A 24,979-nucleotide genomic window follows, 5' to 3' on the forward strand; every position below is an offset into this window, starting at 1 on the left:
GATGGGTACAATGAATTATCAAGATTATATTCTCGAAGTTAGTGAAGATATAAAGGATTGCTTAAAAGAGATGGGGACGCAACCCATTTTATTCATCGGGTCAGGTTTGTCACAAAGATATTTTAATGGTCCAAGTTGGATTGGATTATTAGAAGCTCTACAGAAACATTGCCCATTAATTCCTAATGAGGTAGGGTTTTATCTTCAAGATCAGTACAAGTTAGAAGAGATAGGAACTGAATTTACTAAATATTATCGTGACTGGGCTTGGGCAAATAAAGATTTATTCCCTGAAGAACTATTTCAATCTCATGTACCAAAATCATCTTACATAAAATATAAAATTAAACGTATTTTTGAAGAAATTACTCCTAATGATGTAAATGAAATTCAAAATGAAGAATATAAGAGAGAGATCGAGCTATTGAGGAATATTCAACCTCATGCAATTATAACAACCAACTATGATACTTTTTTAGAAAAAGTTTTTGTTGATTATCAACCGATTATTGGCCAGCAGATATTAAAACCAGATACCATGTCAATTGGGGAAATATATAAAATTCATGGTTGTATCACTAATTACATTGATTTGGTTTTTAATAAAGAGGACTACGATATTTTTATGACAAAAAAGAAATATTTAAGTGCTAAATTACTTACTTTTTTTGCTGAGCACCCATTATTATTTGTCGGTTATGGTGGGAATGATAAAAACATTCTTAATATACTTTCCGATATTGATGAAATTCTTTCGAATGAAGGAGAATTGATCCCAAATATCTACTTCTTGGCTTATAACAAGAATCTGTCTGGGAATTCCAGACCTCAAAAAGAAAAAATATTTGTTGTGAATGGGAAAGAAATACGAGTGAAATATATAGAAGCTAAAAATTATGATTGGGTATTTGAAGCTTTTTCAGCAAATAAAGCAGTTGATAATGTTCACCCTAAATTACTCAGGGCTTTACTGGCACGAACTTACAAATTAGTTAGAAGTGATATTCCAAGACGAAGTGTAGATGTTGATTTCGAAGTGATTGAAAAGGTAATAAGTGAAGATAAAGAACTTCCCAGATTGTATGGAGTGGCTTTGTTAGATGATCCAAGCCATATCAATATTCAATATCCTTATACTTTAACGCAAGTTGGCGAGTTACTTGGCTACCCCAGTTGGCATGGTGCAGATAAGTTGATTAATCAGATTAAATTGGAAAAAGGTATAAACATAAAGGCATCCGACAATAAATATCATGTTACAATCAAAATTGGAAAGTCGGAAATGAACAAATATTCTCAAGAAGCCGTCAGACTGTTATTAAAAGTGAAAAACAGCAATGAATATAACGTTGAAATTTAAAATATTGCAGTCAAATAATTCCCGTTGTGAATAATTTATATTTATTTCTCATATTTGGGAGGATCAATGTGGGGTATTTCGATTTTGCTCAAATATGTTTAAACGGCCATGTTGTAAATGATTCTGCAGGAACTTATCCCCAATATAACGAAAATTTTTGCACAGAATGTGGAGCAGAAACAATAACAAAATGCCCATCTTGTAATACTCATATTCGAGGTGATTACCATTCTGACGCAGTAGTCATAATAGGTGGTAGTAGGTATAAACTTCCAAAATTTTGTCATAATTGTGGTCAGCCTTATCCTTGGACAAAGATGAAAATTGAAGCCGCACAAGAGCTAGCATCTGAAATTAATGAATTAACTGATGATGAAAGGGAACTTCTCGCAAAAAGTATTGACGAAATCATAAAGGATACACCGAAGACAACTGTAGCCGCGACAAGATTCAAGAAGTTACTTGCCAAAGTAGGAGCTCCCATTGCGGAATCTTTCCGAGAAGTATTAGTTGACATTATAAGTGAAACTGCGAAGAAATCCATTTGGGGATAGCTGGTATTTTTTGTTCTACAAAATTTTACATATCGGAGGACAATAATGAAGTCTGACGAGTATGAAGCTATAATGAAAAATCGCCCCCATGTTGTTTTGTTGGGTGCTGGAGCGAGTGTTGCTGCCATTCCAAACGGAGATAAATATAATAAGCGAACCTCGGTCATGGAAGGATTCATTGAAAAATTAAATATGACTGAAACAATTAAAAGGGCTAATTTACAGACAAAAAGCAAAAACTTAGAAGATATTTATTCAGAATTAAAAAGCCGTCCTGAATGTGAACCAATTGCTATTGAGTTAGAAAAACGTATCTATGACTATTTCTTTAATTTTGTAATACCTGATGAACCTACTGTGTACGATTTTTTGATACTTAGTTTAACAAAGAAAGATTTGATAGCTACTTTTAATTGGGATCCATTGTTGTTACAAGCTTACACGAGAGTTCGACAAATAACAGATAATTTACCTAAGCTAGCATTCCTACATGGAAACGTTTATGTAGGCTTGTGTCTAGAACATAAACGTGCAGGTCTTATTCAAAATAGATGTCCAGTTTGTAGAAAAGCATTTAAACCCTCCAAATTATTATATCCTATCAGAGAAAAGGATTACTCGAATGACATATTCATAAGAGATAATTGGAACTTGACTCGATACTATTTGGAAAGGGCATATATGTTTACGATCTTTGGATACAGTGCCCCAAAAACAGATGTTTCTGCTATTGCATTGCTTAAAGAAGCTTGGGGAGAAGTAGAGAATCGGTCACTTGAAGAAATTGAAATTATTGATATTAAATCAGATGAGGAACTTAGAGATACTTGGAAAGACTTTATTCATACACATCATTATTCTTGCCACAAAAGTTTTTTTGATTCTTCTTTAGGGAAATTTCCACGTAGAACATGTGAAGCTACTTTTGATAGATTGATGAACACGAGGCATTTGGATGATTCAAAAGGTTTTAAGCCTGAAATGGATTTTAAGCAAATTGGAGATTATTTAAATTTCTTACTTGAGGAAGAGAAGGAAGGCAAAAAAGTTCTTAACAATCCGTACTTATAAACTATCACTTTTTAACTTACCCCTAATATGTAGACAGCTAATAAATCCCGTCTTGGGGTAATAAAAACTGTCCAGGGACAATAAAAAATGTCCAAGAAGCCGAGCGTGGTTAGGGGGTTGCCCTGATCCATGCTTGGCTTTTTCTTTTGTTGAAAGTGGTACAGGGGAAAGGGGAAAGGAAAGAACATTGGTATATCAAGCAATTTCCCAATATACCCCATCCCGCTATGTTCCGATTGAGCTTCTCCATTTGTTCACTCAAATTATTTCCCTGGACATTTCCCAACGTTCCATTTCCCTTGACCCTTCCCCCTGATTCCCTAATTTCTTCCAAATGGACGGACACTTTTTATTTTCCTGGCATTTTGTACCAACTGGTTCCTCAAATGCCGAAAACCCTTGTGGCTGTAGGCGAGAGAGGCTTTGGTGGGGCTAAAGTGGGATGGACATGAATTATTTTCTCTTGACATAGTAGGAAATTCAAAATGGGTTGATCGGACTCCTGCGGTTGGTTTGCGAAAGGGGGAAGGGGAAAGGACGCCAATTTTCTGTTCTGGTTTGTGATAAAATGATATGCAGAAAGCGAAGTAAAGGAGTTGAGCATTTCGTGACCGTACAAAAGGTAATTGATCAAATAAGCCATGAACTCAATGGAATACCTGGCATTGTGGGTGTCGTTTTGGGAGGTTCAAGAGCAAGGGGCACAAATCACGCGACTTCCGATATCGATATTGGCATTTATTACGATGAATTAGCAGGTTTTGATATCAAAGCAGTGAGCGAAATCGCGACAAGACTCGATGATCAACACAGAGAACATTTGATCACTTCTCTAGGGCAATGGGGACCCTGGGTCAATGGTGGCGGCTGGCTGGTGGTTCAAGGGTATCATGTTGACTTTTTGTTCCGTGACATCAATCGGGTAGCCAAAGTGATCGATGAATGCTTGCAAGGAAATGTTTCGGCCCATTACCAGACGGGTCACCCGCACGCTTATCTCAATGTCATGTACATGGGGGAAATCGCCATCTGTCAAATCCTGTCCGACCCAACGGAACAAATTGCCAAATTAAAAGCGAAGACGGTGCCTTACCCCGAGGCGGTCAAAGATGCGATCATGGGCTTTTTCTTGTTTGAAGCCTCTTTTTCTTTGATGTTCGCCGAGAATAACGTGGATAAGGACGACATTTCCTACGTCGCGGGTCATGTCTTCCGCTCGATTTCCTGTTTGAATCAGGTGATCTTTGCAATCAATGAAGAATACTGCATCAATGAGAAAAAAGCGGTTCGGATGATTGAAGGGTTTCGTGCCAAACCCCGTAATTACAAGCAAAGGATAGACAACATCATAACGTTGCTTTCCTCGGATCAGAAAAGCACAAAGAAAGCCGTGGAATTCCTTCGGGAACTGATTTCTGAAACCGAAGAATTAATAAAGAATTAGTGAATGTCGTTCATCCACGATTATCCCCAAAGGAAATCGGGGGCGGATATCCGAAATAAGGAGTTCTTTTATGAGGAGAGGGTCGAGTGAAGGCGGTAGAAACGAATTTATTGAAGTTCATGCAAGGCACAAAACAATTCATCATCCCGATTTATCAGCGAAAATATAGCTGGACGATAAAGCAGTGTCGCCAGCTTTGGAACGATATTGTCAGAGCGGCGGAAGACGAAAAGATCAAGGGGCACTTTGTTGGCTCGATTGTCTATATCGAACAAGGGCTATATCAAGTATCATCCGTTCCGCAACTGCTCGTCATTGATGGACAGCAACGATTGACCACGTTGACGTTACTGTTGCTTGCGTTGGGCAAAGCCATCGAGGAAAGCGGACAATCCTTGGATATTACGAAAAAGAAGATCATGAATTACTATCTGGTCAACAGCGAAGAAGAGGGGGAACTGTATCACAAACTCATCTTGACGGAGAGCGATAAGGACACGCTGATCAACTTGATTTTAGACAAAACACTCCCCGAAGAATACTCCCCGAGAGTGTACGAGAACTACAATTTTTTTGCGGAATCCATCAAAAACAGTGGTATCGATCTGAACAAGCTGTACAAGGGAATCTCCAAGTTGATTATTGTAGATATTTCGTTGGATCGTGACCATGATAATCCACAGTTGATTTTTGAAAGTCTTAACTCAACGGGGCTTGATCTGTCGCAAGCCGATTTGATCCGAAACTTCGTTTTGATGAAACTGGAGCCGAAAGAGCAAGCGGAACTGTACAGGGAATACTGGTATCCGATGGAAAAAAGCTTCGGGAATCTGACAAATTCCGCTTTGTTTGACCGATTTATGCGTGACTATTTAACGGTGAAAACGGGGCGAATTCCAAACATTCAAGAAGTATATTCCAGCTTTAAGGAATACGTATCAATAATTATGATAGGTAACAAAAAATCAGGAGGATAATATGTCTAAACATCGGATTTATTCAATGAGCGTCGCAAGCGTCTATCCCCATTATATTGCGAAAGCAGAGAGAAAAGGGCGGACAAAATCGGAAGTCGATCAAATCATTCGCTGGTTGACGGGGTATAGCCAGGAAGAGCTTGAAGAACATCTTGAAAAACAGACCGACTTTGAGACGTTCTTTGTGGAAGCTCCCCAATTGAATCCTGCACGGGCTTTGATCAAAGGCGTTGTTTGCGGCGTTCGAGTGGAAGACATCGAAGAACCAATCATGCGGGAAATTCGTTACTTGGACAAACTCATTGATGAGTTGGCTAGGGGAAAAGCGATGGAGAAAATTTTGCGGAAATAAAATGGGGTCTAGGGATTTGAGATATCGACCAACAGGAGCGGGGATGGAATATGTTTTTGCGACGCGTCACGTTACTTAAAGAGAAAATTACTGATTTTCAAACCTACCCTTTTACAATAGCGGCGATCAGAGAACTGGAATCATTGCCAATCGATCACCCAGTCACCTTTTTCGTTGGGGAAAATGGGACGGGAAAATCCACTTTGCTTGAGGCGATCGCGTATCAATGTGGGTTTAATACGGCAGGAGGCGGACGAAATCATGCCCATGAGGTGGATTCATCTGATGCGGCATTAGGGGACTTCATCCGTCTATCGTGGATGCCAAAAATAACACAAGGGTTTTTCTTAAGGGCGGAAAGTTTTTATCATTTTGCCACCTATCTTGACCAATTGGCGAAGGATGATCCTAAGTTTGATTATCAGGGTTACGGCGGCAAATCATTACATCAACAATCCCACGGAGAGTCCTTTTTATCTCTGTTTTTAAACCGTTTTGGGGGAAAGGGCATCTACCTCTTGGATGAACCTGAGGCCGCATTGTCACCAGCCCGTCAACTGACATTTTTAAGGATTATTCATCAATTAGTGAGCGAAAAAAATGCTCAATTTATTATCGCCACACACTCGCCCATTTTGCTAGGATACCCAAATGCCAACATATATAGCTTTGATTCTGCCCCCATCGCGAGCATCAACTATGAGGATACGGAACCTTATCAATTGACAAAATTGTTTCTCAATCGGAGAGACAAGTTTTTGGAAGAGCTGTTTCGTGATGATGAAGAGTAGGGCGCTAAGATCATCGCTTCTCTATGGCCGATGAGGAACAAACGGACTTCTTCCTGAAAGGCGGATCAAGATGTACGTCCCAAAATATTTTGCGGTCACAGATATTCATGAAGTTTGGGATTTTATTCAAAAAAATGCTTTTGGCACGGTCATTACAACGAATGAAGGTAAGCCCATCGCCACCCATTTGCCTTTGGAACTGCATAAAAAAGGAGACGATTACTTTATTACCGGCCATATAGCGATTGCCAACCCCCAGTGGAAAACGTTTGAGACTAGTCGTGATAATGTTCTCGTTATCTATCAAGGTCCGCACGCTTATATTTCGTCGTCCTGGTACAGTCATGAAAATGTGCCGACATGGAATTACCAAGCGGTCCATGTGTATGGGACGGCAAGCATTATGAGCGAAGAAGAATTAGAAGAGGATCTGAAATTGCTGTTGCAAAAATACGAAGCACATCGTGAGCATCCCGTTTTATGGGAAAATCTTTCTTCGCAAACAAAAAAACAAATCGTGGGCATTGTCGGCTTTAAAATTAAAATACAGGAAGTCCAAGCGGCCTATAAATTAAGCCAGAATCGGAATGAAACGGATTACCAGAACATCATTGACGAATTACAAAAAGAACCACACCCATATGCGAAAGAAATAGCCCGATTGATGATTCAAAGAAGGAAAAAAGAAACCTAAGTCTGCTTGGATCTAAGCCCCACCGGCAATTAGGGTCCAACCACTGTAAAAAACTGGGACATATGCGCAATTTCAGGCCGATCCGCCACCGAAAATGAGCATAAACCCGATTTATGCGAATTTTTAAGGCTCAAGCGTGTGGAAAATGAGCAGACGCTCCATAATTTGGAAACCCAGAGGCCGAAAACTGTGATGTGTGCGGGATGATCAAGCATAACGAGCGAAGAAAACGTGCAAAAAAGCCGGTTAACCCCGTTTTTTAAACAGAGCCAAGTTTTGTTTAGGATTGAATTGGTGGGATTGTCCGACATTCAAACCCCCGATTACTTCCGAGGCATGACGCTTTTTCATCACTTTTGCGGTTGATGACTCTTTGCGCAAAAGATGCGGGAGAGTAGAATTTACCACGTAACGATTTTCAGACAAGCTCCCTTGCTTGATGAACCAGCTCCTTTCACGTTTTTATGGGCGGTCACATAGAATAAAACAATAAAAACGAAGGAGCGTGGACATGGTGTATGCGAATAACGCTTTTCCCTATCATCAATTGCGGCAGGGAGTAGCTGGTCCTTATTATTGGCCCTTACAGCAGAATGGGTGGGGCGGACAAACATATGCTTACGGTAACCCGCAATACGAATGGGCTACAAGACCTCAATGGGAATGGAAAGATTACGGGGGAAGACCGTTCGTAATAAATATCGAACAAGCAGCCAAATACAATCAAAACTATCGGACGGCAATATGGACAGGGAAACATTTACAAGTGACCTTGATGAGCATCGATGTTGGCGCCGATATTGGTTTGGAAGTGCATCCAGAGACTGATCAGTTCATCCGCATTGAACAAGGGCAAGGCATTGTACAAATGGGAAAGAGCCGTGACCAACTTGATTTTGTAGAAAATGTGTACGAAAATAGCGCCATTATGGTCCCCGCGGGGACGTGGCACAATGTGACTAACACAGGGAATATTCCTTTGAAACTATATTCCATTTATGCTCCGCCAGAACACCCATTTGGCACGATACAAAGAACAAGAGCCGAAGCTATGGCCCAACACCAATAGGTTTAGCTAAAAATACAAAGAAAAGAGCTCGCCGTCGCGCGGGCCTTTTTTCTATAGTGGGAATGGTTTAACTTTGGCCAATTCAAAACTTTCATTGTTGGATTCCCGACGCGTATAAGTAAGTTAAAAGCATAAATGAAGACGATGTTCATTTAGAAAACCCTGGATGCTTCGCTCTTAATTTAATATAAGGTGACCGCTCATGATGTTTGTATTCCGATGAAACCATTCGCCCCTATAAAAAGTCTATAAATCACGAAAAACCATAAAGGAGTTTTACCCATGAAAAGGTTAGCGGCTGTCTTTTTAGTAATTTTATTGTGCAGCTGTGGCACGGGTGCGGATGGGACAAGGGAAAATATCAAACCAGGCGCAATGATAAAAAAGTCTTTACCAGTGCGTTTCACATCATGTCCTATTAGGTTTAAAATTGTTGATGGGGAGAAGTATAAACATTATTTGGTTACACTTTCATCTAGTGGGAAAGTAACGGAAAATGCGGCCGTGTTACCCATGGTTCAATCAACCATCACCAATGAAGACCAAGAAGTAACGATGAAGTTGGCGTGTGGTGTAGATTACCACGTCACGATTTCCGATGTGAAGGCGAAGAATATGGAAGAACGGATGGCTGGAAAGAGGAAAGGTACCGATTTGGTCGGACCGGTTCTGAAAAAGTTTGTCTTAACTCCGAAAAAGGCATCACAAACGGTGTTTGTTCGCCTATACAACAAAAGTGCGGCCGGCCGATCTGAACCATAAATTATTTTTATGCGTCTATTCATTACGGGAACTATTTATTACGGAGGCTGCTATGAACCATTTTGACATCACACTCTATCATTTTATTAACGATTTATCCGGCCATGTACATTGGATCGATGCAATAATGGCTTTTTTCTCGAAATACGGATTGGAAATTTACGCCGCGCTTTTTATTGCCGCATGGTTTGCTTTGCCTAGGCGTGAAGAAAAAAAGCGCCATCAATTAGTCGTTTCCTTTTTTGCCGGTGTGCTTGCCTTATTAGTCAATGTCCTCATCTCACACATTTGGTACAGACAAAGACCGTTTGTCGTTTTGCCTCCAGGGGATTACCATCAGCTCATTCCTCATGCGGCCGACGCTTCTTTTCCAAGTGATCATACATCGGGAAGCTTTGCCTTTGCTGCCGGAGCTTGGGGAGGAACGTCCAAATGGGTGTCCCGAACTTTTTTGGCGGTAGCGATCATTGAAATGGTCTCCCGCGTTTATTGCGGGGTGCACTGGCCAACGGATGTCATCGGCGGAATGGTCGTCGGAGTGTTATCCGGCATCGTCATTCGCTATTTTTCCAAGTGGCTCCGCCCCGTCACGGCACTGGGACTATGGCTGTTCCGGTTTGGAAGATTTGCCAGAGCGAATGTTGTGCGCGATACGGATCTAAAAGGATAGGCAATATTGGTCTTGGGACCGCTAAAAATACAAGCCCTCTCGATTGGATTAGCGTGGGGATATGTTTAAAGGATACGCGTCCCGTTTATGTTTTTAAAGTACCATTCGCGATTTGCGACCAAAGATTATTCCTAAATCTATTTTCCAAAGGACGTTCTATGTGATGAAGAAAATCTTTGCAGATGTGATCGCTTTTCGAGGGACGCATTATGATTTTGGCTTTTTTCAAGGAAACAGGCTGAAACATTCCATCGTGTTGAAAAACAGAGAACAGCAATGGAAAGTGCGAAAGCCACAATTTAAGATTGATGTAAAAGAAACCAAGCAGGTTTTTCAGCATTTGGCTCCCTTTGTTTGGGACGAATTTTTAGGCCTGCAAGAGGCGTTGGAATGGCCGATGGAACGCGTCTTGCTTGAATTTGGCGGGTATCGGGTCAATGTGCCGCGTTCAGGTTGCTCAATATATGTTGGCGAAGACTTTTTCATTCGCAATTATGACTACCATCCAAAAACTTACGATGGGCGCTTCGTGTTTTACCAACCAACAGATGGCGGGCTGGCAACGGTTGGTATGAGTCAGAAAATCACAGGACGGTGTGACGGGTTAAATGAAAAAGGGTTGACGATGGGTTATACCTTTATGAACCGCAGGCGTCCCGGTGATGGCTTTGTGTGTTACATGATTGGGCGATTGGTGCTTGAATGTTGTGCCAATGTGGATGACGCAGTGTCGTTTTTAAAAGAGATTCCTCACCGCGGCTCTTTCGGTTATACTTTGTTTGACCATAGCGATCAAACGCCGCGGATCGTTGAAGCTTCACCAAGAAAGGTTGCCGTCCGAGAAGGGTTTTTGTGCACCAATCACTTTAAGATATTGACAGAGGAAAACCGTCATCAATTAGCTGATTCACAAAAAAGAATGGCGATCATGGCGCAACATCAACAACAGAATTTAAACGCCAATCAAGCTTTTAAACTTTTAAACGATACCCATCAAGGGGTTTTCTCGAAGCTTTATGGCAGCTGGGCGGGGACGATTCACACCGCGGCTTATTTTCCACAGGAGCAAAAGGCGTGGTTGGCGCTTGGTGGAGATCAAAATCCGACAGTGTTTAATTTTAGGAATTGGTTAGCTGGAGAAGCACTCCCGCGGGATCGGGTTGAAGGTTTGGTAGATACGACCATCCCATTTTTGAATATGGAGAAGGCTGATTGGTTTAAGAGATAGTAACATTTGTAGTAAGGGCTGCAGAAAAGGCAGCTCTTTTTTCGTACCCGTATGAAAGTTTATCATTTTTAGGCCAGTATAAGGGCTCTGTCTTCGTCCAAAAGGCTTGCACTGATAAGAAATTATATTATTTTTCGGGCTAGCATAAAGGCAACTAAGGTTCTGCCTTCACCTAAAAGGCTTGATAGAGCCAAGTTTTCTATATAAGAGATAATTGACAATGTAAAAAGTTTTAGAAGAATATTTAAGGCCCAGATCTATCGGGATGTATTCATTAGTGCGGCACGTAAAATCTGGTAATCTATGAATGGCCCCCGACGATATCTTTTCGACTCCGAATAGTATATACGTAGCCACTAAAGGCACTAAAAACGAAAAACGGAGGCGAATCGAGATATCATGAAAAAATGGATGACGTTCATTGTCGCGGGTATCATTGCCCTCCCTTTAGCTTTTACCCATGAAGCTCACGCCCAAACTCCTGTAAAAACCTATGTTTATTATAAAACGTTCTTTCAACCTGCGGACTTTTATTCGTTTTCTAAGTATTTTCCCGATCTGAATAAGTTGATGAGCCAAGTTCGAACGTATCAACCTCATACCGTGCCATCGACAGCCCAACATCAACAAGCACAACCGAGCCAACAAGATCAACCGGCTGCAGAATCTAGTGATTCGCTTAATGCCTTTGAAAAGCAAGTCGTAGAATTAACGAATCAAGAACGGACAAAACGTGGTTTAAAGCCGTTAGCCATTGACCCGCAATTATCCAAAATGGCTCGGGATAAGTCGGCGGATATGCGTGATCATCATTATTTGTCACACCAATCGCCAACCTACGGCTCGCCGTTTGATATGATGAAAAAATATGGAATTAGCTATACAACGGCAGGTGAAAATATTGCAGCCGGCCAAACTACTCCAGAAGAGGTTGTTCAAGCATGGATGAACAGCGAAGGGCACCGGGCGAATATCCTTAACCCGAACTACACGGCCATCGGTGTCGGGTATGTCAAAGGCGGTTCATACGGTTCTTATTGGACACAAGATTTCATTGGAAAATAGAAGGAAAATCCCAAACCACTAAGGCTCTCCGGAAGTTTTTCCGGGGGCTTTTTTTATACTAGTAAGAAAGGCAATCTTTTTTCGGGGGGCATTATAAGGGCCACGAAGGTTCTAAGTTGGAAAAAGCTTGGCAGAGCCAAGTTTCCTTTACATTATAAACAAACACAGTTGTCGGATGGCTTTTATTTAAAGTATAGGAGCAACCCCTTAATGACAGATTGTTACGAATTGGTATAATATTTGAAAGCGGCTGGTAAGTTGCTTAAAATGGAGGTGAATAGCATGTCTAAAACGAGTTTTAGCGACATTATGGAAAGGACGGTGGCGTGGTCGGATGGCGATGCAGCAGGGATCACTTACTATGCCAAAAACTTTGAATGGTTTACGGATGCTTACATGAAGCTTTTGGACAAGTATGGGTTTTCCTATATGGAGACATTCCATGAGCGCGGTTTAGCACTGGTTTGTTTAAAAGCGGATTGTGAATATAAGAAAATGGTGCGCCCTCTGGAGAAAATCACCATTCACACCAAACTGGCATCGCTATCCAGAACGAGAGTATTGTTCATGTATCAAATTTATAATCAAAAAGGGGAGTTGACGGCCATCGGTAGAACGGCCCATGCTTTTGTCAACGACCGTAAACGGCCGGTTAATCTGCAAAAAAGCCACCCTACTCTATGGAGAGCATTACACGAAAAAATGCCAGAACAACGGAGATGAAGAAAATGACCCAACAACGCATCGTCGTTACGGGAATGGGGGCAGTAACGCCGCTTGGCATCGGTGTTTCCTCTTATTGGGAAAATTTGCTTTCCGGGAAGACCGGCATTTCCACTATTTCCCGCTTCGATCCCGCAGAATGGCCGGTAAAAATTGCGGCGGAGGTCAAAGATTTTCATCCTACCGATTTTTTACCGAAAAAATTAGTGAGAAACACGGATCTTTTTATGCAGTTTGCATTGGCGGCGGCGAAAGAAGCCATCGATGAAAGCCAACCGAATATAGCGCCTGAGCGAATCGGTGTGGTGCTTGGAACTGCACTTGGCGGCATTGCCACTGTGACTGATGCTCAAGAGCAATTGACCCGGAGCGGCCGTTTTCGACTGAGCCCGCATATCGTCCCGAAGTTTCTCAGCAATATCGCCGCAGCGCAAATCGCCATGGCCTATCACTTCCTAGGCCCTAGCTTAACGGTCAGCACGGCGTGTTCTTCGGGGGCGGATGCTGTGGGGATAGCCTCCATGTTATTAAAAACTAGACAAGCTGACGTTGTTGTCGCTGTCGGCGCGGAATCCATTTTATCAGGTTTTATGGTAGCTGGTCTTTCGTCGGCTCAAGCGCTTTCCACTCGAAACGATTGCCCTGAAAAAGCCAGTCGGCCTTTTGAACGTCATCGTGACGGTTTTGTGATCGGCGAAGGCGGCGGTGCCATCGTATTAGAAACTCTAGAGTCGGCAGAAAAACGCGGCGCTCCAATACATGGGGAACTGCTGAGTTATGCCAATACCGCAGATGCCTATCACGTCACGGCCCCTGAGCCAAATGGACGCGGGGAAATCCGTTGTATGCAAAAGGCGATTGAAGCGGCTGGTTTAGAGCCCTCACACATTCATTACATTAATGCGCATGGTACGTCGACGCCGCTTGGCGATCGTGTGGAAACACTGGCGATTAAAGCGGTTTTTGGGGAAACACGAGCCAAAAAACTCCCGGTCAGTTCGACGAAAGGTGCCACCGGCCATATGATGGGGGCGGGAGGGGTCACCGAACTCATAACATGTCTTCTATCCATTCGCGACAATATCCTGCCGCCAACCCTCAATTACGAAGAAAGCGATCCGGAATGTGACTTGGATTATGTCCCTAACCAGGCACGGGCCGCAAATGTGGTCATAGCGATGTCTAATTCATTTGGATTTGGCGGACAAAACGCCACTTTAATTGTTGGAAAGTATCATAGGTAAAAATCATTAGTAATCGAGGCGATTGACAATGGCATTGACTTATGACGTCACGATGTTTAAAGACACTTTTGAAAATGAGTTTACCTATATTAACGGCTTTTTACGCAATGTCCACCGGTTTCGCAACCGCCCCGCGTTAACCGATCCCTCGACCGGAAGAACATGGACCTACGAGGCGCTGAATAAAGAAGTGAATCGGCTGAGTCATGCTCTTTTAGATGATGGTGTCAAGAAAAACGATGTCGTTATGTATGCCCTTTTTAATTCACCCGAATTTGTTTTTTCCTATCTTGCCCCGCAAAAAATCGGGGCGATCAACTGCCCAATTAACTTCCGCCTTTCCCCAGGAGAAATGGCTTTACATATCGATGACAGCCAGCCGACAGTTTTTATTTATGATGCGGAAATTAAAGAGACGGCTCTTAAAGCCTTGTCGCTTGCTCAACATCAACCACGCCGAGTGGTCATGGTTGAGATGAGTGGCCATCCGGAAGAGGCTCCCGACGACCATGTGACCTACCGCGAATATGTTGAATATTGCTCTGAAGATAATCCGGACATCCCCAGACCTTCCCACATTTATGATGAAGTGACCCGGCTGTACACCTCCGGGACGACGGGTAAACCTAAAGGTGTGCCTTTAAACAACATAAATGAAATTTTTTCGGCACATGATGTGGCGATGCACTTCCCTTTAACCCCGATGGATAAAACCATGAACATGAGTCCGTGGTTCCATCGCGGCGGCATTCATTCTGGCGGTCCGAATCCGACGCTTTATGTGGGCGGGGAGGTTGTCATTCTTCGCCAATTCAATCCGAGAAAAGTGCTTGAATACGTTAATCAATACGGCATTACATTTTTGATTGGCGTTCCGGCGATTTTAAAAATGCTCTATAACACCCAATTAAAGAAACCGGAAGACTTGTCTAGGTTAAAAGGGATTGTCACGATGGGTTCCCCGTTGGAGAAAGAAGATTGCATAAGGTTCCAAAAAACGTTAACCCCGAACATTTTTAACGGGTACGGCACATCAGAGGCATTTTGGAATACTTTCCTCCGTCCATACGATTTGCCGGAAATGTCCGGAACGGCAGGGCGGGCTTGTACAGATGATGAGGTCGCTGTCGTTAAAGTCTATCCGGACCGCAAAGCCGAGCCCGATGATTTTGTCGCCAAGGACGGAAAAGAAATCGGCGAAATCATTGTCAAGGCACCGGGCAAAACCGCTTATGCTTATGTCAATAAAGAAGAGGAAAGCAAAAAAGTCTTCTATAAAGGCTGGATCTATATCGGCGATATGGGCACATGGGATGAAAATGAGTTTATTACCATCGTCGGCCGCAAAGATGACATGATCGTTTCATCAGGTGAAAACATTCACCCCGTCCAAGTGGAAGAAATTCTTAACCAGCACCCCGGAGTTGAGGAGTCGGTGGTCGTCGGTGTTCCTGATGCATTAAGAGGAGAAGCCGTTGCGGCGTACATCGTCAAGAAGGATCCTAATTTGACAGTCAAAGATTTGCAACAATACTGCAACCAGCACCCCATGCTTGCCGACTATAAACGGCCGCGCTACTATCGTTTTATTGATGAATTACCGTATACAGCGACAGGCAAGAAAAAACATTATATGGTGCGGGAGATGGCCATCCGCGACTTAGAAGCCGGTTTATTAGAAAGACATTGAACGTCCACCACCCGCTAGCACTTAGGGGGGGGTTACGGGGTATTCCTGCTTTTAAAAGGTCTTCGTTGTGCGAATCCCTAGCCGTTTATGGCTAGGGATTTTTCGTGGGTGACCAGACACTGTGTGTCGCATTGGTTATGCCAAGTCAACCGCCATGTTCCCGACGGTTTGTCCTCTTTGCCAAAATCGGAATGGCTCCGGCGACGATCGCTAAAAAGAGTAGAACGTATAAAGAAACAACCGACAGTTTAAAGAGATGCCAAATGGCAAGTGCCAGGAAAACACCGACAATCATCCACATAATGGCGGCCTCCTTTTCATTTTACTGGACCTGCGAATTAAAGGTCATGATCCATGCTGAGCCGGCAACGATAGCAAAGACGAAGATGATGCCAAGGGCGATGGCCAAAATATTGTAGTGCGGCTCTTCGCTTTCTCTGATATGCATAAAGAACACAAGCTGGATCAGAAATTGTAAGACGGCCATAATCATGATGACATAGACCAGAATCATATTGCTGAAGCTATGGTTTAAGACGACGTAAAGCGGAATAATCGTCAAGACGATGGACAAGAGAAAGCCAATAACATACGAAACCGTTGAGCCGGGGTGCTTTTCCGAATGGTCGTCGTGCACGTCACATCACTCCTATCAGATAAACAACGGTAAAAATGAAAATCCACACGGCATCGAGAAAATGCCAATATAAACTGAGCACGGAAACTTTTCGGCTTGTGACCGGGGTAATGCCGCGGCGGGCAAGCTGAATGATCAGTCCGAGCATCCACCCTAAACCCAATGTCACGTGAGCCCCGTGGGTTCCCACTAGGGTGAAAAAGGCCGACAAGAAAGCACTTGTTGAGATCGTTGCACCTTCTTGAACCATATTTGTAAACTCATTAATTTCAAACCCCAAAAAGGCAAGGCCAAGAACCCCGGTGATGACGAGCCAGGTGATGAGCCCGCCGACGCTTTTTTTATTGAGTTGAAGTGCCGCCAAACCGCTTGTGAAGCTGCTTGTTAAGAGAATGAAGGTTTCTGCAACAAATCCGGGCACATCGAAAAGTTCTTTTGGCGTCGGGCCACCGGCGTAATGATTTCTAAGCACGACATAGGTCGCAAAAAGGGTGGCGAATAAAAGAACGTCTTGGACAAGGAAAATCCAAAAGCCGGCAATTTTGATCGATTCATGGTCTTCATGCTTCACTCCGGTTTCAACCGCGTGTGCCACTATATATCCCTCCCAAGCGCCGCCTCGGTTTTCTTAATTTCTTCAACGGGAATGACATACTCCGTATCATATTGGAAGGAGCGGGCATAAAGCGTTGCGGCAACACCTATAAGCCCAATGACCCCAAGCCATACCCAGTGAAAAGTCAGCCCGAAGCCAGCAATAAAGAAGCAAACACCCATAATGAAAGGAATCCCTGAGTTTTTAGGAAAATGGATCGGTTTAAGTTCTCGCTTCTCAGGCTTATAATCCGGCTGGCTCCTTTTTTTCTTTTCTTTCCAGAAAGCATCGCGCCCTTCCACTTTCGGAATGACGGCAAAATTATAGTAAGGCGCAGGGGATGTGGTCGACCATTCTAAAGTATGGCCATCCCACGGATCCCCGGTCACATCGCGATCCATGCGTTTGGCGCTGTAGACGATTTGCCAAACTTGAAAAACAAACCCGAGTGCCATGATAAAAGCGCCAATCGTCGACACCACGTTATAAGGCGTCCACCCCATATCATCCGGGTACGTATAGATCCTTCTTGTCATGCCCATGAACCCAAGCGCATATTGCGGCATGAAGCAAACGTAAAAACCGATATTCCACAGCCAAAAGGCCCATTTTCCTAAAGTTGGGTTAAGCTTAAAACCGAAAATCTTCGGCCACCAATAGGTCATGCCGGCGAACATGCCAAAGACCGTTCCACCGATTAACACGTTATGAAAATGAGCGACGACAAAATAACTGTTATGGTACTGATAATCCGCAGGGGCAACGGACAGCATGACCCCAGTAGCACCACCGACGACAAAGCAGACGATAAACCCGAGCGTCCAAAGCATCGGTTCGGTCATCCGAATCCGGCCCCGATACATCGTCAAAAGCCAGTTGAACACTTTAACCCCTGTGGGTATTGCAATCAGCATCGTTGAAATGGAGAAGAAAGTATTGACATCAGCGCCTGCCCCCATAGTAAAGAAATGGTGAACCCACGTGAAATAGGCATAAACACTAATTAAAAGCAGTGAAACGACCATGGAGGTATAACCGAAAATCACTTTTTTAGAAAACACGCTGACCACTTCGGAAAAGATGCCAAAGGCAGGTAAAACCACAATATACACTTCAGGGTGCCCCCACATCCAAAAGAGGTTCACGTACATCATGGGATCACCGCCATGCGTCATGGTGAAGAAATGGGCGCCGGCAAACCGATCCATGAATAGCAAGAATAGGGCAACGGTCAGAACCGGGAAAGCGGCGATGATCACAATGCAAGAGGATAATACCGACCAGGTAAAGAGCGGCATATCCATTAATCGCATGCCCGGCGCCCGCATTTTTAAAATGGTGATGAGAAAGTTAATACCTGTGGCAATACTTCCGATCCCTGAAATTTGGATAGATAATATGTAAAAGTTTTCACCTGGTCCTGGGTTAAAGGTCAATTCCGATAGAGGGGGATAGCCCCACCAACTGGCATTCGGTGAACCACCGATGACAAACGATAAATTCAACAGCAAGGCCCCGAAGAAGAACAACCAGAAACTCACGGCATTTAAAAAGGGATAAGCGACATCGCGTGCCCCAATTTGAAGAGGTACGGCAATATTAAACATCGCAAAAATCAAGGGCATCGCCATAAAAAGGATCATGATGGTGCCGTGCGTTGTAAAAATTTCATTATAATGTTCCGATTCCAATAGATTCATGTTCGGAAACATCAGCTGCAAACGCATGAGGAGGGCATCCACGCCTCCCCGAAAAAGCATGAGGAGGGCAGATATAAAATACATAATCCCGATTTTTTTGTGATCAACGGTCGTCAGCCATTCTCTCCAAAGCCAGCCCCATTTTTTGAAATACGTTAAAACAAAAATAATCGCTGCGGAAACTAGAATAATGGAAATATCCGCCCCAAGGATGAGCGGGTCTCCGACTATAAAGAAATGTTGAGTTTGCATAGTGCTTCTCCTTCCTAAACCTTCAAGCTTTTAAGGCGTTCCGGTGGATGGGACATCATGATTTTCGTTCCGCCGTTCGGTATGATGATGACCATTTTTCATCAGTGTCTCGACAAAGCTGTTCGGCGGATAGGAAGAATACGTTCGTTGATCGATCAATCCGGGATTTTTTATGGCTTCATATTCGCTTTGGGTCATCGGCGGCGCAGTTTTCTTTACTTTTTTCACCCATTGATTAAAATCAGCTTGGGATTCGGCAATGACCGGAAAGCGCATGTGAGCAAACCCTTCTCCGGAAAAATTGGCTCCCGTGCCAAAATATTTTCCGGGGTGGTCTGCTTGCAGCCATAATCGCATGGCCATGCCCGGCATGGTATATTCTTGACCGCCGAGCTGCGGGACCCAGAAGGAATTCATCGGCGCATCGGAAGTCAGAACGAACTGCACGGGCACACCCGTCGGTATGCGCACGTGATTGACGGTAGCAATATTTTGGTCCGGATATTGGAACAGCCATTTCCAGTCCAAAGAAGTGACCTGGATGGTAATCGGTGTTTTATCCGTCGTCGGCGGCTTGACCAATCCATAAATGCCTTTGGTCGTGTGATAACCGAGGATGGCAACGATAATAATGGGAACGCCCCACCAGATGATTTCAAGAAGGCGGCTCGACTCCCAGTTTGGTGCATAAGGGGCGTTATTGTCTGGTGTGTCGCGGTAACGGTAGACGATATAGAGCATGAGCAAGATGACTGGCACGCAGACGATGGCGATGAGGATCGTCGAGAGGATGATCAACCTTAATTCCGCATGCCCCACCGGTCCTTTAGGGTCTAAAACGATATAGTTTTTGCTGCATCCGGTCATCACGAAGAGCAGCAGGAGCATGAGTATATTTTTCAATCGCACAAGGCGCCGCTTGGTGATCATAATCCATTCTCCTCTATGTCAAAGATTATTCTCGTCCAGACTAGTGAATCGGTTTTATGTTGTCTCCAAATTCACGGATTATACGAACGGTTGTGTAAAAAAACAGTGACAAAAAAGAAAAAATCAACTCGCCGCAACGTGCGCGAATTGATTTCCGATTATTTTGTTCCCCATTTTCTGTTTTTCACGAATTTATACCAAATAAATGGGATGAGTAAACCCGCAACTAAGATGACGCTTAACAATATCAAATAACCCCATCTTTCCACGTCCAATATCATCACCACCCATTTTTAGTTTTAATATGGTCCAGTAAAAACCGAAACTATGCATGGGTGGTTTTATCACTTTGTTGTCACAAGTATGGCGAGCGTTTTGTCTTGGCGATCCTGCTTGCAAGCCCGGTCAGCCGACTTGTTTTTCTTAACGAAAAAAAGACTGCGAAGCGCAGCCTTTTTCATACTGGTAAGAAAGTTTCAGACCAATATAAGTGCAACGAAGGCCCTGCCTTCACCTAAAAGGCTTGGCAGAGCCCTGTTTTCTATATCATTCTTGCAAAGGGTATTTTCTTATTGATGGCCATCATGATCGGCGCGCCGACAGCCATGACGACAAACTCACCAATTGCCGTCGTCAGCCAGGTAATGAGGAACGGCAAATGCAAGGCGAGATGGAGTTCCAAAGCGATGAAGCACATGCTGACTGTAAAGACAACGGTATTTAAGGCCATTCGCGTCCATAAGCTTCTAATGTATTTCGCCGAAATAATGGTGATCAATAAAGCAATCGCGGATTGTCCGACACCAAATATCAGATCATACGCCACCATTGGAGAGAAAAACAGATTGGAAAGGAAGACGCCAATGATAATGCCGAAGAAATATTTCTTATTAAAGACGACCATGTGATTAAAGATTTCCGATAGTCGAAATTGAATGTTCGTAAAACCAAATGGTTGAATCAAAAAGGTGACGGCAATGTACAATGCAGCCAAAACCGCATTGACAACAAATGTTTTCAGTTTCATTATAATCGCTCCTTAGTTTTTTTACGTGGGATGGTTTCGAACCACGGCCAAGATCTTGCTTGTATGGACTCTTGGCTTATCAAAAACCAAAACTTTGAACATCGCTTGATAATGATGAATGGCCTTTCCTTCCTCTCGTTTTCTCAACCCCCTTATCATGCATGTGAACATTTAGATCCGTGGTGGCATACCTATATATAATAGCACGTTTCCCCAGTTTGGAAATAAAAAAACAGGTCGCTTTGAAGCTGTTTTGTTTACTATTTTTATAAAAATGGAACGTTACTTGAGCAACTTCCTTAAATGTATGGTTTTGGAATGGACAGAAAATGAAAGATTTTTCCACATATATTTTTTCGAAGTGTATTGAAGATAAAGACATTTGAATATATAATGTAACATATGTAATGGTAATGTAATAGTTAGGTATAATTTGTTAAAAAATATGGGAGAAGTGGCGTGGATGCGGAAACGCGGTTGGCATTTTCGAAGGATGGGGAGCGGATTTTTACTTTTATCATTGGCAATAATCGTTTCCATAACTTTGAATCTTAAATTCTTTAATAGTAGTGCTATCTCTCAAGCATCGATTTTGAATGATGATCTCGACGGCAATGATGAAGTCTATATGCTCATTTGGGAAGAAAAGAAAGAAAAGATGCTCAACACACTTATTCAGCAATATTACAAAGAACACCCACAAAAAGTTTTGGTTACAGGTAAAAAGGGAAACCTGGAGCGTCATAACAAAGGAAAGTCTGAAACAAAGAAACCAAAGAAGGCACCAAAAGTTCAAACGCCCTCACTTCAAGGCCCACAGGGAAATCATGTCGTCTATTTGACCATTGATGATGGCCCCTCGACGGCTACTGCGAAAATCGCTCAGATCCTCACTCAATACCACGTTCCAGCGACATTCTTTTTACTTGAACCGAACATGAAAAAATATCCGAACGTTTTGAAAGACTTAGCGAAAAAAGGATTTCGTTTAGGACTACATGGTGTGACGCATGATAAAAATAAATTTTATCATTCAAGGGAAACCGTCGTGGCGGAAATGAAAACAGCACAGAAAACCTTACAGCAAATAACCGGTATTAAAACCGTGTTAATTCGTGTGCCTTACGGAAGTGTTCCCTATATGACGCCGGATTATCGAAAAGCAGAGGCAGAGGCCGGGTTCATTATGTGGGATTGGAATATTGACAGCCGTGATTGGGCTTTTAACGATGCACGATATGTTTCATATACATTAAAGCAGGTCGATCAATTTCGTCATAAAAAGGAAAGCCCGGTCATTTTAATCCATGATAAACCAGAGACGGCAAAGTATCTAGCAAGTTTGTTAGAAGCTTTAAAAGCCCGCCATTATGAATTCAAGACGATTGACCCGAACCTTCAACCGCTGCAATTCCGTTGGCATTAAACAAACAAGGATGGTCTGTTATGACTGTCCTTGTCTTGTTTTTTTTCTTATAATGAAAATCAAGGCGGTTTAACGAACGCGACTTGATCCGTTTTCGACGCTATAAACGAAAATTCGCATAAAGGGAGATCTTTTAAGAATGGCCAATATGGATGAAGCAATGGATGTCTGCCTCTTGGCGGGCAAAATTATGTTGCAAAATGGAGCGGAAACCTATCGCGTGGAGGATACGATGACGCGCATGGGCATCGCTTTTACGGGTTGTTTGCCGCAAAGTTATGTGACTCCCACAGCGATCATTTTTTCTTTTGACGGATCGAATTCGACAAGAATGGTGCGCATCGAGGAGAGAACGACAGACTTGCAGAAAGTCGTACTCGTTAACCAAATTTCTCGAATGGTTAGTTCCGGTAGGTTGAGCCTTTCGGAAGCCCGCAGTAAATTAAAAGGAATTGAAGCCATGAGCCATTCCTTTCCCGTTTGGTTGCAGATTTTATTCGCGGCGATTGCTAGCGGCTGTTTTTTAATCATGTTTGGCGGCATCTGGCGGGATTTTGCTCCGGCCTTTGTCACCGGCGGCATTGGTCATGCTGCCTTTATCTATTTTAACCGGTGGATCAAGGTCCACTTTTTTGCTGAATTTCTTGCCTCTTTTATTATTGGTTGCTTGGCTTACCTATTTACCCAAAGCGGATTGGGCATCCACTTTGATACGATTACAATCGGTTCAGTGATGTCGCTTGTTCCCGGTTTATTGATTACCAATGCTATAAGGGATTTAATGGAAGGTCACTTGGTAAGCGGCATTTCCAAAGGGGCCGAGGCTTTTTTGACAGCTTTTGCGATCGGAACCGGGATCGCGATGGTACTGGCTTTTTTCTAAAGGGGTATGTCGATGATACAACAAATCGTAACGAGCTTTTTAGCTTCCGTAGCTTTTGGCATTATATTTAACGTCCCGAAAAAATCGTTGCTAAAGTGCGGGTTTACCGGAATGGTTGGCTGGATGTTTTATTATGTTTTAAAGGACCATGGGGTAAACATTATTTTCGCGACATTTGTGGGTGCGTTTTGGGTAGCGGTGCTCAGCCATGTCTTTGCTAGAAAATATAGGACCCCTGTTATCATTTTTTCGGTTTGCGGTATCATTCCGCTCGTTCCCGGGGGATTTGCTTACGACGCCATGCGCCATTTTGTCATCAGCGAATACAATGTGGCGTTGTCATTGGCTGCCAAGGTGTTTTTTATGTCTTTAGCCATCGCCATCGGGCTGATCGTATCAGAGGTCATGAATCAATTGATCAGGGATTGGCGGAAAAGAAGAGGTGTTTGAGCCAAAAAACCACATTTGCTACTACCCGAATGAACCCATCGACAAACATAGTGAAAAAAAAGTAATATATGCTGAGTTTAATATTTATTCCATTTTGGATGCGTTTACAAAGGTGTGTTCTGGACGCATATTTTATATTTTGTTATTATTTTTTTAAAATTTAAATAGGGAGGGAAAGTATGGATATAAAATCTAGATCCGTTCCTTATAACCTCCAGGTTCGCTGGCTACTTCTTGAGAGGATGCCCTTTACAGAATCAGAATTAAAACAACTTCACGCAGACGAAAAAGGGTTCGAAGGCGAGTGCTATTTTGATCAGCTCATCGCCCAGTCCCCAGCCTCATCTTACCTCCATCTTAAAGACCTGATTCTAAAATGGAACAATTCCACGTTCCAAGTTGATTCCTGCCTCCTTTCTCCGCATCAAGCCTATCTTTTCGAAGTAAAAAACTATGAAGGCGAATACTATATTGAAGGAAAACGTCGGTTTTCTGTCACTGGCAAGGAAATTAAAAATCCGTTACAGGCGTTGCAACGCAGTGAAGACTTATTCAGGCAGCTTTTGCAACACCTTGGCCTCTATCTTCCGGTTATATCGAAAGTTATTTTTGTTAATGGGGAATTCACCTTGTTCAATGCCAATAAACACCTTTCCATCATCCTGCCAACACAAATAAATTCCTTTGTAAAAAAGCTCGGATCTGCCGTCTATGATGAAACGTTCATAGAGAAAGCCCGACAGCTTGCTAGACTGCATGATGAAAATTCCTTTTACCTAAAAATGCATATTCCCGACTATTCCTATGACACTTTGAAAAAAGGAATTTCATGTGGTCAGTGCCGCTCGCTTTCGGTAGATGTTGAAGGGCGGTATTTAATATGTAAAAGGTGCGGGTTTAAGGAAAACTTTGAAAAAGGCATTCTCCGTATGGCAGAATCTTTTAAACTCCTTTTTCCCGACAGACCACTGTCTGTATCTAATCTGTTGGATTGGTGCCAATTCAATAATGATAAGAGACAACGAATCCATAGAATTCTAAGAAAACATTATAAAATGACACAACGATCCGTTGCTTCCTATTATGTCTAATTGACTATACCCCAAAGAGTATGTTCATTGGCAAAAGATGTTGCTAGTAAAGGGGATAACGCGTCTCATTTCGGTCAAAAACAAGAAAAGCAAATTATTTTGGAAGTCGATCAATCAGCCAAATGATACGCAATCCGAAAAAGCATATTATTTCATGAGCTGGGAGCCGCGCAAATGATATACAATCATAGGAAATAGAAATAACTGGGCTGAATTTCGACCAAAAACCAAAAAAGCATATCATTTTGAGGTCGATTGGTCAGTCAAATGATATGCAATTTGAAAAAGCATATC

26 protein-coding genes and 1 riboswitch are annotated in these 24,979 nt (G+C 42.9%); of the genes, 20 read left to right on the plus strand and 6 right to left on the minus strand.

Annotated features, from left to right (window positions below; genetic code table 11):
• The first annotated feature begins 10 nt into the window (after positions 1 to 10).
• The 16 genes from H532_RS0104640 to H532_RS0104725 all read left to right on the plus strand — a co-directional run bounded on the left by H532_RS0104640 (position 11) and on the right by H532_RS0104725 (position 15,694).
• Entirely contained in the window at positions 11 to 1,360 is a 1,350-nt protein-coding gene (locus H532_RS0104640) for an SIR2 family protein (protein ID WP_027724533.1), read from the plus strand.
• Between the two features lie 68 nt (positions 1,361 to 1,428).
• Positions 1,429 to 1,914, plus strand: coding sequence for a DUF2321 domain-containing protein (locus H532_RS0104645; RefSeq protein ID WP_027724534.1), 486 nt, complete (start codon positions 1,429 to 1,431; stop codon positions 1,912 to 1,914).
• Between the two features lie 45 nt (positions 1,915 to 1,959).
• Positions 1,960 to 2,985, plus strand: coding sequence for an SIR2 family protein (locus tag H532_RS0104650; protein ID WP_038111544.1), 1,026 nt, complete (start codon positions 1,960 to 1,962; stop codon positions 2,983 to 2,985).
• A 607-nt stretch (positions 2,986 to 3,592) separates the two neighbouring features.
• Positions 3,593 to 4,429 (plus strand): nucleotidyltransferase domain-containing protein, encoded by an 837-nt coding sequence (locus H532_RS0104660; RefSeq protein ID WP_027724537.1) that lies wholly within the window; start codon positions 3,593 to 3,595, stop codon positions 4,427 to 4,429.
• 86 nt (positions 4,430 to 4,515) lie between these two features.
• Positions 4,516 to 5,406 (plus strand): DUF262 domain-containing protein, encoded by an 891-nt coding sequence (locus tag H532_RS17835; protein ID WP_245566405.1) that lies wholly within the window; start codon positions 4,516 to 4,518, stop codon positions 5,404 to 5,406.
• A gap of 1 nt (position 5,407) precedes the next feature.
• Entirely contained in the window at positions 5,408 to 5,758 is a 351-nt protein-coding gene (locus H532_RS0104670; protein ID WP_027724538.1) for a DUF2200 domain-containing protein, read from the plus strand.
• A 50-nt stretch (positions 5,759 to 5,808) separates the two neighbouring features.
• Positions 5,809 to 6,549 carry an AAA family ATPase gene (locus H532_RS0104675; protein WP_027724539.1) on the plus strand — a complete coding sequence of 247 codons (741 nt, stop codon included), beginning with the start codon at positions 5,809 to 5,811 and terminating at the stop codon, positions 6,547 to 6,549.
• A gap of 70 nt (positions 6,550 to 6,619) precedes the next feature.
• Positions 6,620 to 7,243: an FMN-binding negative transcriptional regulator gene (locus tag H532_RS0104680; protein ID WP_027724540.1), complete on the plus strand. Its 624-nt coding sequence runs from the start codon at positions 6,620 to 6,622 to the stop codon at positions 7,241 to 7,243.
• Positions 7,244 to 7,754: 511 nt separating this feature from the next.
• Positions 7,755 to 8,312, plus strand: coding sequence for a cupin domain-containing protein (locus tag H532_RS0104690; RefSeq protein ID WP_038111549.1), 558 nt, complete (start codon positions 7,755 to 7,757; stop codon positions 8,310 to 8,312).
• A 282-nt stretch (positions 8,313 to 8,594) separates the two neighbouring features.
• Positions 8,595 to 9,074, plus strand: a complete 480-nt coding sequence (locus H532_RS0104695) for a hypothetical protein (protein WP_027724543.1) — start codon at positions 8,595 to 8,597, stop codon at positions 9,072 to 9,074.
• Positions 9,075 to 9,126: 52 nt separating this feature from the next.
• Entirely contained in the window at positions 9,127 to 9,744 is a 618-nt protein-coding gene (locus H532_RS17840) for a phosphatase PAP2 family protein (RefSeq protein WP_038111551.1), read from the plus strand.
• A gap of 163 nt (positions 9,745 to 9,907) precedes the next feature.
• Complete coding sequence (locus tag H532_RS0104705; protein WP_027724544.1) at positions 9,908 to 10,972, plus strand: C45 family autoproteolytic acyltransferase/hydrolase; 1,065 nt, start codon at positions 9,908 to 9,910, stop codon at positions 10,970 to 10,972.
• A 399-nt stretch (positions 10,973 to 11,371) separates the two neighbouring features.
• Positions 11,372 to 12,037, plus strand: a complete 666-nt coding sequence (locus H532_RS0104710; RefSeq protein WP_081412317.1) for a CAP domain-containing protein — start codon at positions 11,372 to 11,374, stop codon at positions 12,035 to 12,037.
• Positions 12,038 to 12,319: 282 nt separating this feature from the next.
• Positions 12,320 to 12,760, plus strand: coding sequence for an acyl-CoA thioesterase (locus H532_RS0104715; RefSeq protein WP_051263139.1), 441 nt, complete (start codon positions 12,320 to 12,322; stop codon positions 12,758 to 12,760).
• Positions 12,761 to 12,765: 5 nt separating this feature from the next.
• Positions 12,766 to 14,004 (plus strand): beta-ketoacyl-ACP synthase II, encoded by a 1,239-nt coding sequence (gene fabF / locus H532_RS0104720; RefSeq protein WP_027724547.1) that lies wholly within the window; start codon positions 12,766 to 12,768, stop codon positions 14,002 to 14,004.
• A 28-nt stretch (positions 14,005 to 14,032) separates the two neighbouring features.
• Positions 14,033 to 15,694, plus strand: a complete 1,662-nt coding sequence (locus H532_RS0104725; protein WP_027724548.1) for a class I adenylate-forming enzyme family protein — start codon at positions 14,033 to 14,035, stop codon at positions 15,692 to 15,694.
• 145 nt (positions 15,695 to 15,839) lie between these two features.
• Here H532_RS0104725 and H532_RS20200 read toward each other — a convergent pair whose 3' ends face one another.
• From H532_RS20200 to H532_RS0104760, 6 genes are all read right to left on the minus strand, one after another.
• Positions 15,840 to 15,995 carry a hypothetical protein gene (locus tag H532_RS20200; RefSeq protein WP_155994970.1) on the minus strand — a complete coding sequence of 52 codons (156 nt, stop codon included), beginning with the start codon at positions 15,993 to 15,995 and terminating at the stop codon, positions 15,840 to 15,842.
• A gap of 21 nt (positions 15,996 to 16,016) precedes the next feature.
• Positions 16,017 to 16,331, minus strand: a complete 315-nt coding sequence (cyoD, locus tag H532_RS0104735; RefSeq protein ID WP_027724549.1) for a cytochrome o ubiquinol oxidase subunit IV — start codon at positions 16,329 to 16,331, stop codon at positions 16,017 to 16,019.
• 1 nt (position 16,332) lies between these two features.
• Complete coding sequence (cyoC, locus tag H532_RS0104740) at positions 16,333 to 16,926, minus strand: cytochrome o ubiquinol oxidase subunit III (protein ID WP_245566406.1); 594 nt, start codon at positions 16,924 to 16,926, stop codon at positions 16,333 to 16,335.
• A complete protein-coding gene (locus H532_RS0104745) occupies positions 16,926 to 18,878 on the minus strand; it encodes a cbb3-type cytochrome c oxidase subunit I (protein WP_027724551.1) in 1,953 nt (650 codons plus the stop codon). Before H532_RS0104745 ends, cyoC begins: the two co-directional genes overlap by 1 nt.
• Positions 18,879 to 18,908: 30 nt before the next feature.
• On the minus strand, positions 18,909 to 19,808 hold the full coding sequence (locus H532_RS17845; RefSeq protein WP_081412319.1) for a cytochrome c oxidase subunit II: 900 nt from the start codon (positions 19,806 to 19,808) through the stop codon (positions 18,909 to 18,911).
• A 541-nt stretch (positions 19,809 to 20,349) separates the two neighbouring features.
• Positions 20,350 to 20,835 (minus strand): QueT transporter family protein, encoded by a 486-nt coding sequence (locus H532_RS0104760; protein WP_027724552.1) that lies wholly within the window; start codon positions 20,833 to 20,835, stop codon positions 20,350 to 20,352.
• Positions 20,836 to 20,841: 6 nt separating this feature from the next.
• Positions 20,842 to 20,886, minus strand: a riboswitch (PreQ1 riboswitch).
• A 412-nt stretch (positions 20,887 to 21,298) separates the two neighbouring features.
• On the opposite strand from H532_RS0104760, the gene H532_RS19440 reads away from it, so the two are divergent.
• The 4 genes from H532_RS19440 to H532_RS0104790 all read left to right on the plus strand — a co-directional run bounded on the left by H532_RS19440 (position 21,299) and on the right by H532_RS0104790 (position 24,685).
• Positions 21,299 to 22,261 (plus strand): polysaccharide deacetylase family protein, encoded by a 963-nt coding sequence (locus tag H532_RS19440; protein WP_051263140.1) that lies wholly within the window; start codon positions 21,299 to 21,301, stop codon positions 22,259 to 22,261.
• Positions 22,262 to 22,400: 139 nt separating this feature from the next.
• Entirely contained in the window at positions 22,401 to 23,144 is a 744-nt protein-coding gene (locus tag H532_RS0104775) for a threonine/serine exporter family protein (protein ID WP_027724553.1), read from the plus strand.
• 6 nt (positions 23,145 to 23,150) lie between these two features.
• On the plus strand, positions 23,151 to 23,594 hold the full coding sequence (locus tag H532_RS0104780; protein ID WP_027724554.1) for a threonine/serine exporter family protein: 444 nt from the start codon (positions 23,151 to 23,153) through the stop codon (positions 23,592 to 23,594).
• 179 nt (positions 23,595 to 23,773) lie between these two features.
• Positions 23,774 to 24,685: a nuclease-related domain-containing protein gene (locus tag H532_RS0104790; RefSeq protein WP_027724555.1), complete on the plus strand. Its 912-nt coding sequence runs from the start codon at positions 23,774 to 23,776 to the stop codon at positions 24,683 to 24,685.
• Positions 24,686 to 24,979 lie beyond the last annotated feature (294 nt).

This window comes from Tuberibacillus calidus DSM 17572, from assembly GCF_000430685.1.
Taxonomy (GTDB): domain Bacteria; phylum Bacillota; class Bacilli; order Bacillales; family Sporolactobacillaceae; genus Tuberibacillus; species Tuberibacillus calidus.

Bases quoted from the DNA above. Each gene is read 5' to 3' on its own strand.
- H532_RS0104640 (WP_027724533.1), top strand. From the start codon at position 11: ATGAATTATCAAGATTATATTCTCGAAGTTAGTGAAGATATAAAGGAT.
- H532_RS0104650 (WP_038111544.1), top strand. From the start codon at position 1,960: ATGAAGTCTGACGAGTATGAAGCTATAATGAAAAATCGCCCCCATGTT.
- H532_RS0104670 (WP_027724538.1), top strand. From the start codon at position 5,408: ATGTCTAAACATCGGATTTATTCAATGAGCGTCGCAAGCGTCTATCCC.
- H532_RS0104675 (WP_027724539.1), top strand. From the start codon at position 5,809: ATGTTTTTGCGACGCGTCACGTTACTTAAAGAGAAAATTACTGATTTT.
- H532_RS0104680 (WP_027724540.1), top strand. From the start codon at position 6,620: ATGTACGTCCCAAAATATTTTGCGGTCACAGATATTCATGAAGTTTGG.
- H532_RS0104690 (WP_038111549.1), top strand. From the start codon at position 7,755: ATGGTGTATGCGAATAACGCTTTTCCCTATCATCAATTGCGGCAGGGA.
- H532_RS0104695 (WP_027724543.1), top strand. From the start codon at position 8,595: ATGAAAAGGTTAGCGGCTGTCTTTTTAGTAATTTTATTGTGCAGCTGT.
- H532_RS17840 (WP_038111551.1), top strand. From the start codon at position 9,127: ATGAACCATTTTGACATCACACTCTATCATTTTATTAACGATTTATCC.
- H532_RS0104705 (WP_027724544.1), top strand. From the start codon at position 9,908: ATGAAGAAAATCTTTGCAGATGTGATCGCTTTTCGAGGGACGCATTAT.
- H532_RS0104710 (WP_081412317.1), top strand. From the start codon at position 11,372: ATGAAAAAATGGATGACGTTCATTGTCGCGGGTATCATTGCCCTCCCT.
- H532_RS0104715 (WP_051263139.1), top strand. From the start codon at position 12,320: ATGTCTAAAACGAGTTTTAGCGACATTATGGAAAGGACGGTGGCGTGG.
- fabF (WP_027724547.1), top strand. From the start codon at position 12,766: ATGACCCAACAACGCATCGTCGTTACGGGAATGGGGGCAGTAACGCCG.
- H532_RS0104725 (WP_027724548.1), top strand. From the start codon at position 14,033: ATGGCATTGACTTATGACGTCACGATGTTTAAAGACACTTTTGAAAAT.
- H532_RS20200 (WP_155994970.1), bottom strand. From the start codon at position 15,995: ATGTGGATGATTGTCGGTGTTTTCCTGGCACTTGCCATTTGGCATCTC.
- H532_RS0104745 (WP_027724551.1), bottom strand. From the start codon at position 18,878: ATGCAAACTCAACATTTCTTTATAGTCGGAGACCCGCTCATCCTTGGG.
- H532_RS17845 (WP_081412319.1), bottom strand. From the start codon at position 19,808: ATGATCACCAAGCGGCGCCTTGTGCGATTGAAAAATATACTCATGCTC.
- H532_RS0104760 (WP_027724552.1), bottom strand. From the start codon at position 20,835: ATGAAACTGAAAACATTTGTTGTCAATGCGGTTTTGGCTGCATTGTAC.
- H532_RS19440 (WP_051263140.1), top strand. From the start codon at position 21,299: ATGCGGAAACGCGGTTGGCATTTTCGAAGGATGGGGAGCGGATTTTTA.
- H532_RS0104775 (WP_027724553.1), top strand. From the start codon at position 22,401: ATGGCCAATATGGATGAAGCAATGGATGTCTGCCTCTTGGCGGGCAAA.
- H532_RS0104780 (WP_027724554.1), top strand. From the start codon at position 23,151: ATGTCGATGATACAACAAATCGTAACGAGCTTTTTAGCTTCCGTAGCT.
- H532_RS0104790 (WP_027724555.1), top strand. From the start codon at position 23,774: ATGGATATAAAATCTAGATCCGTTCCTTATAACCTCCAGGTTCGCTGG.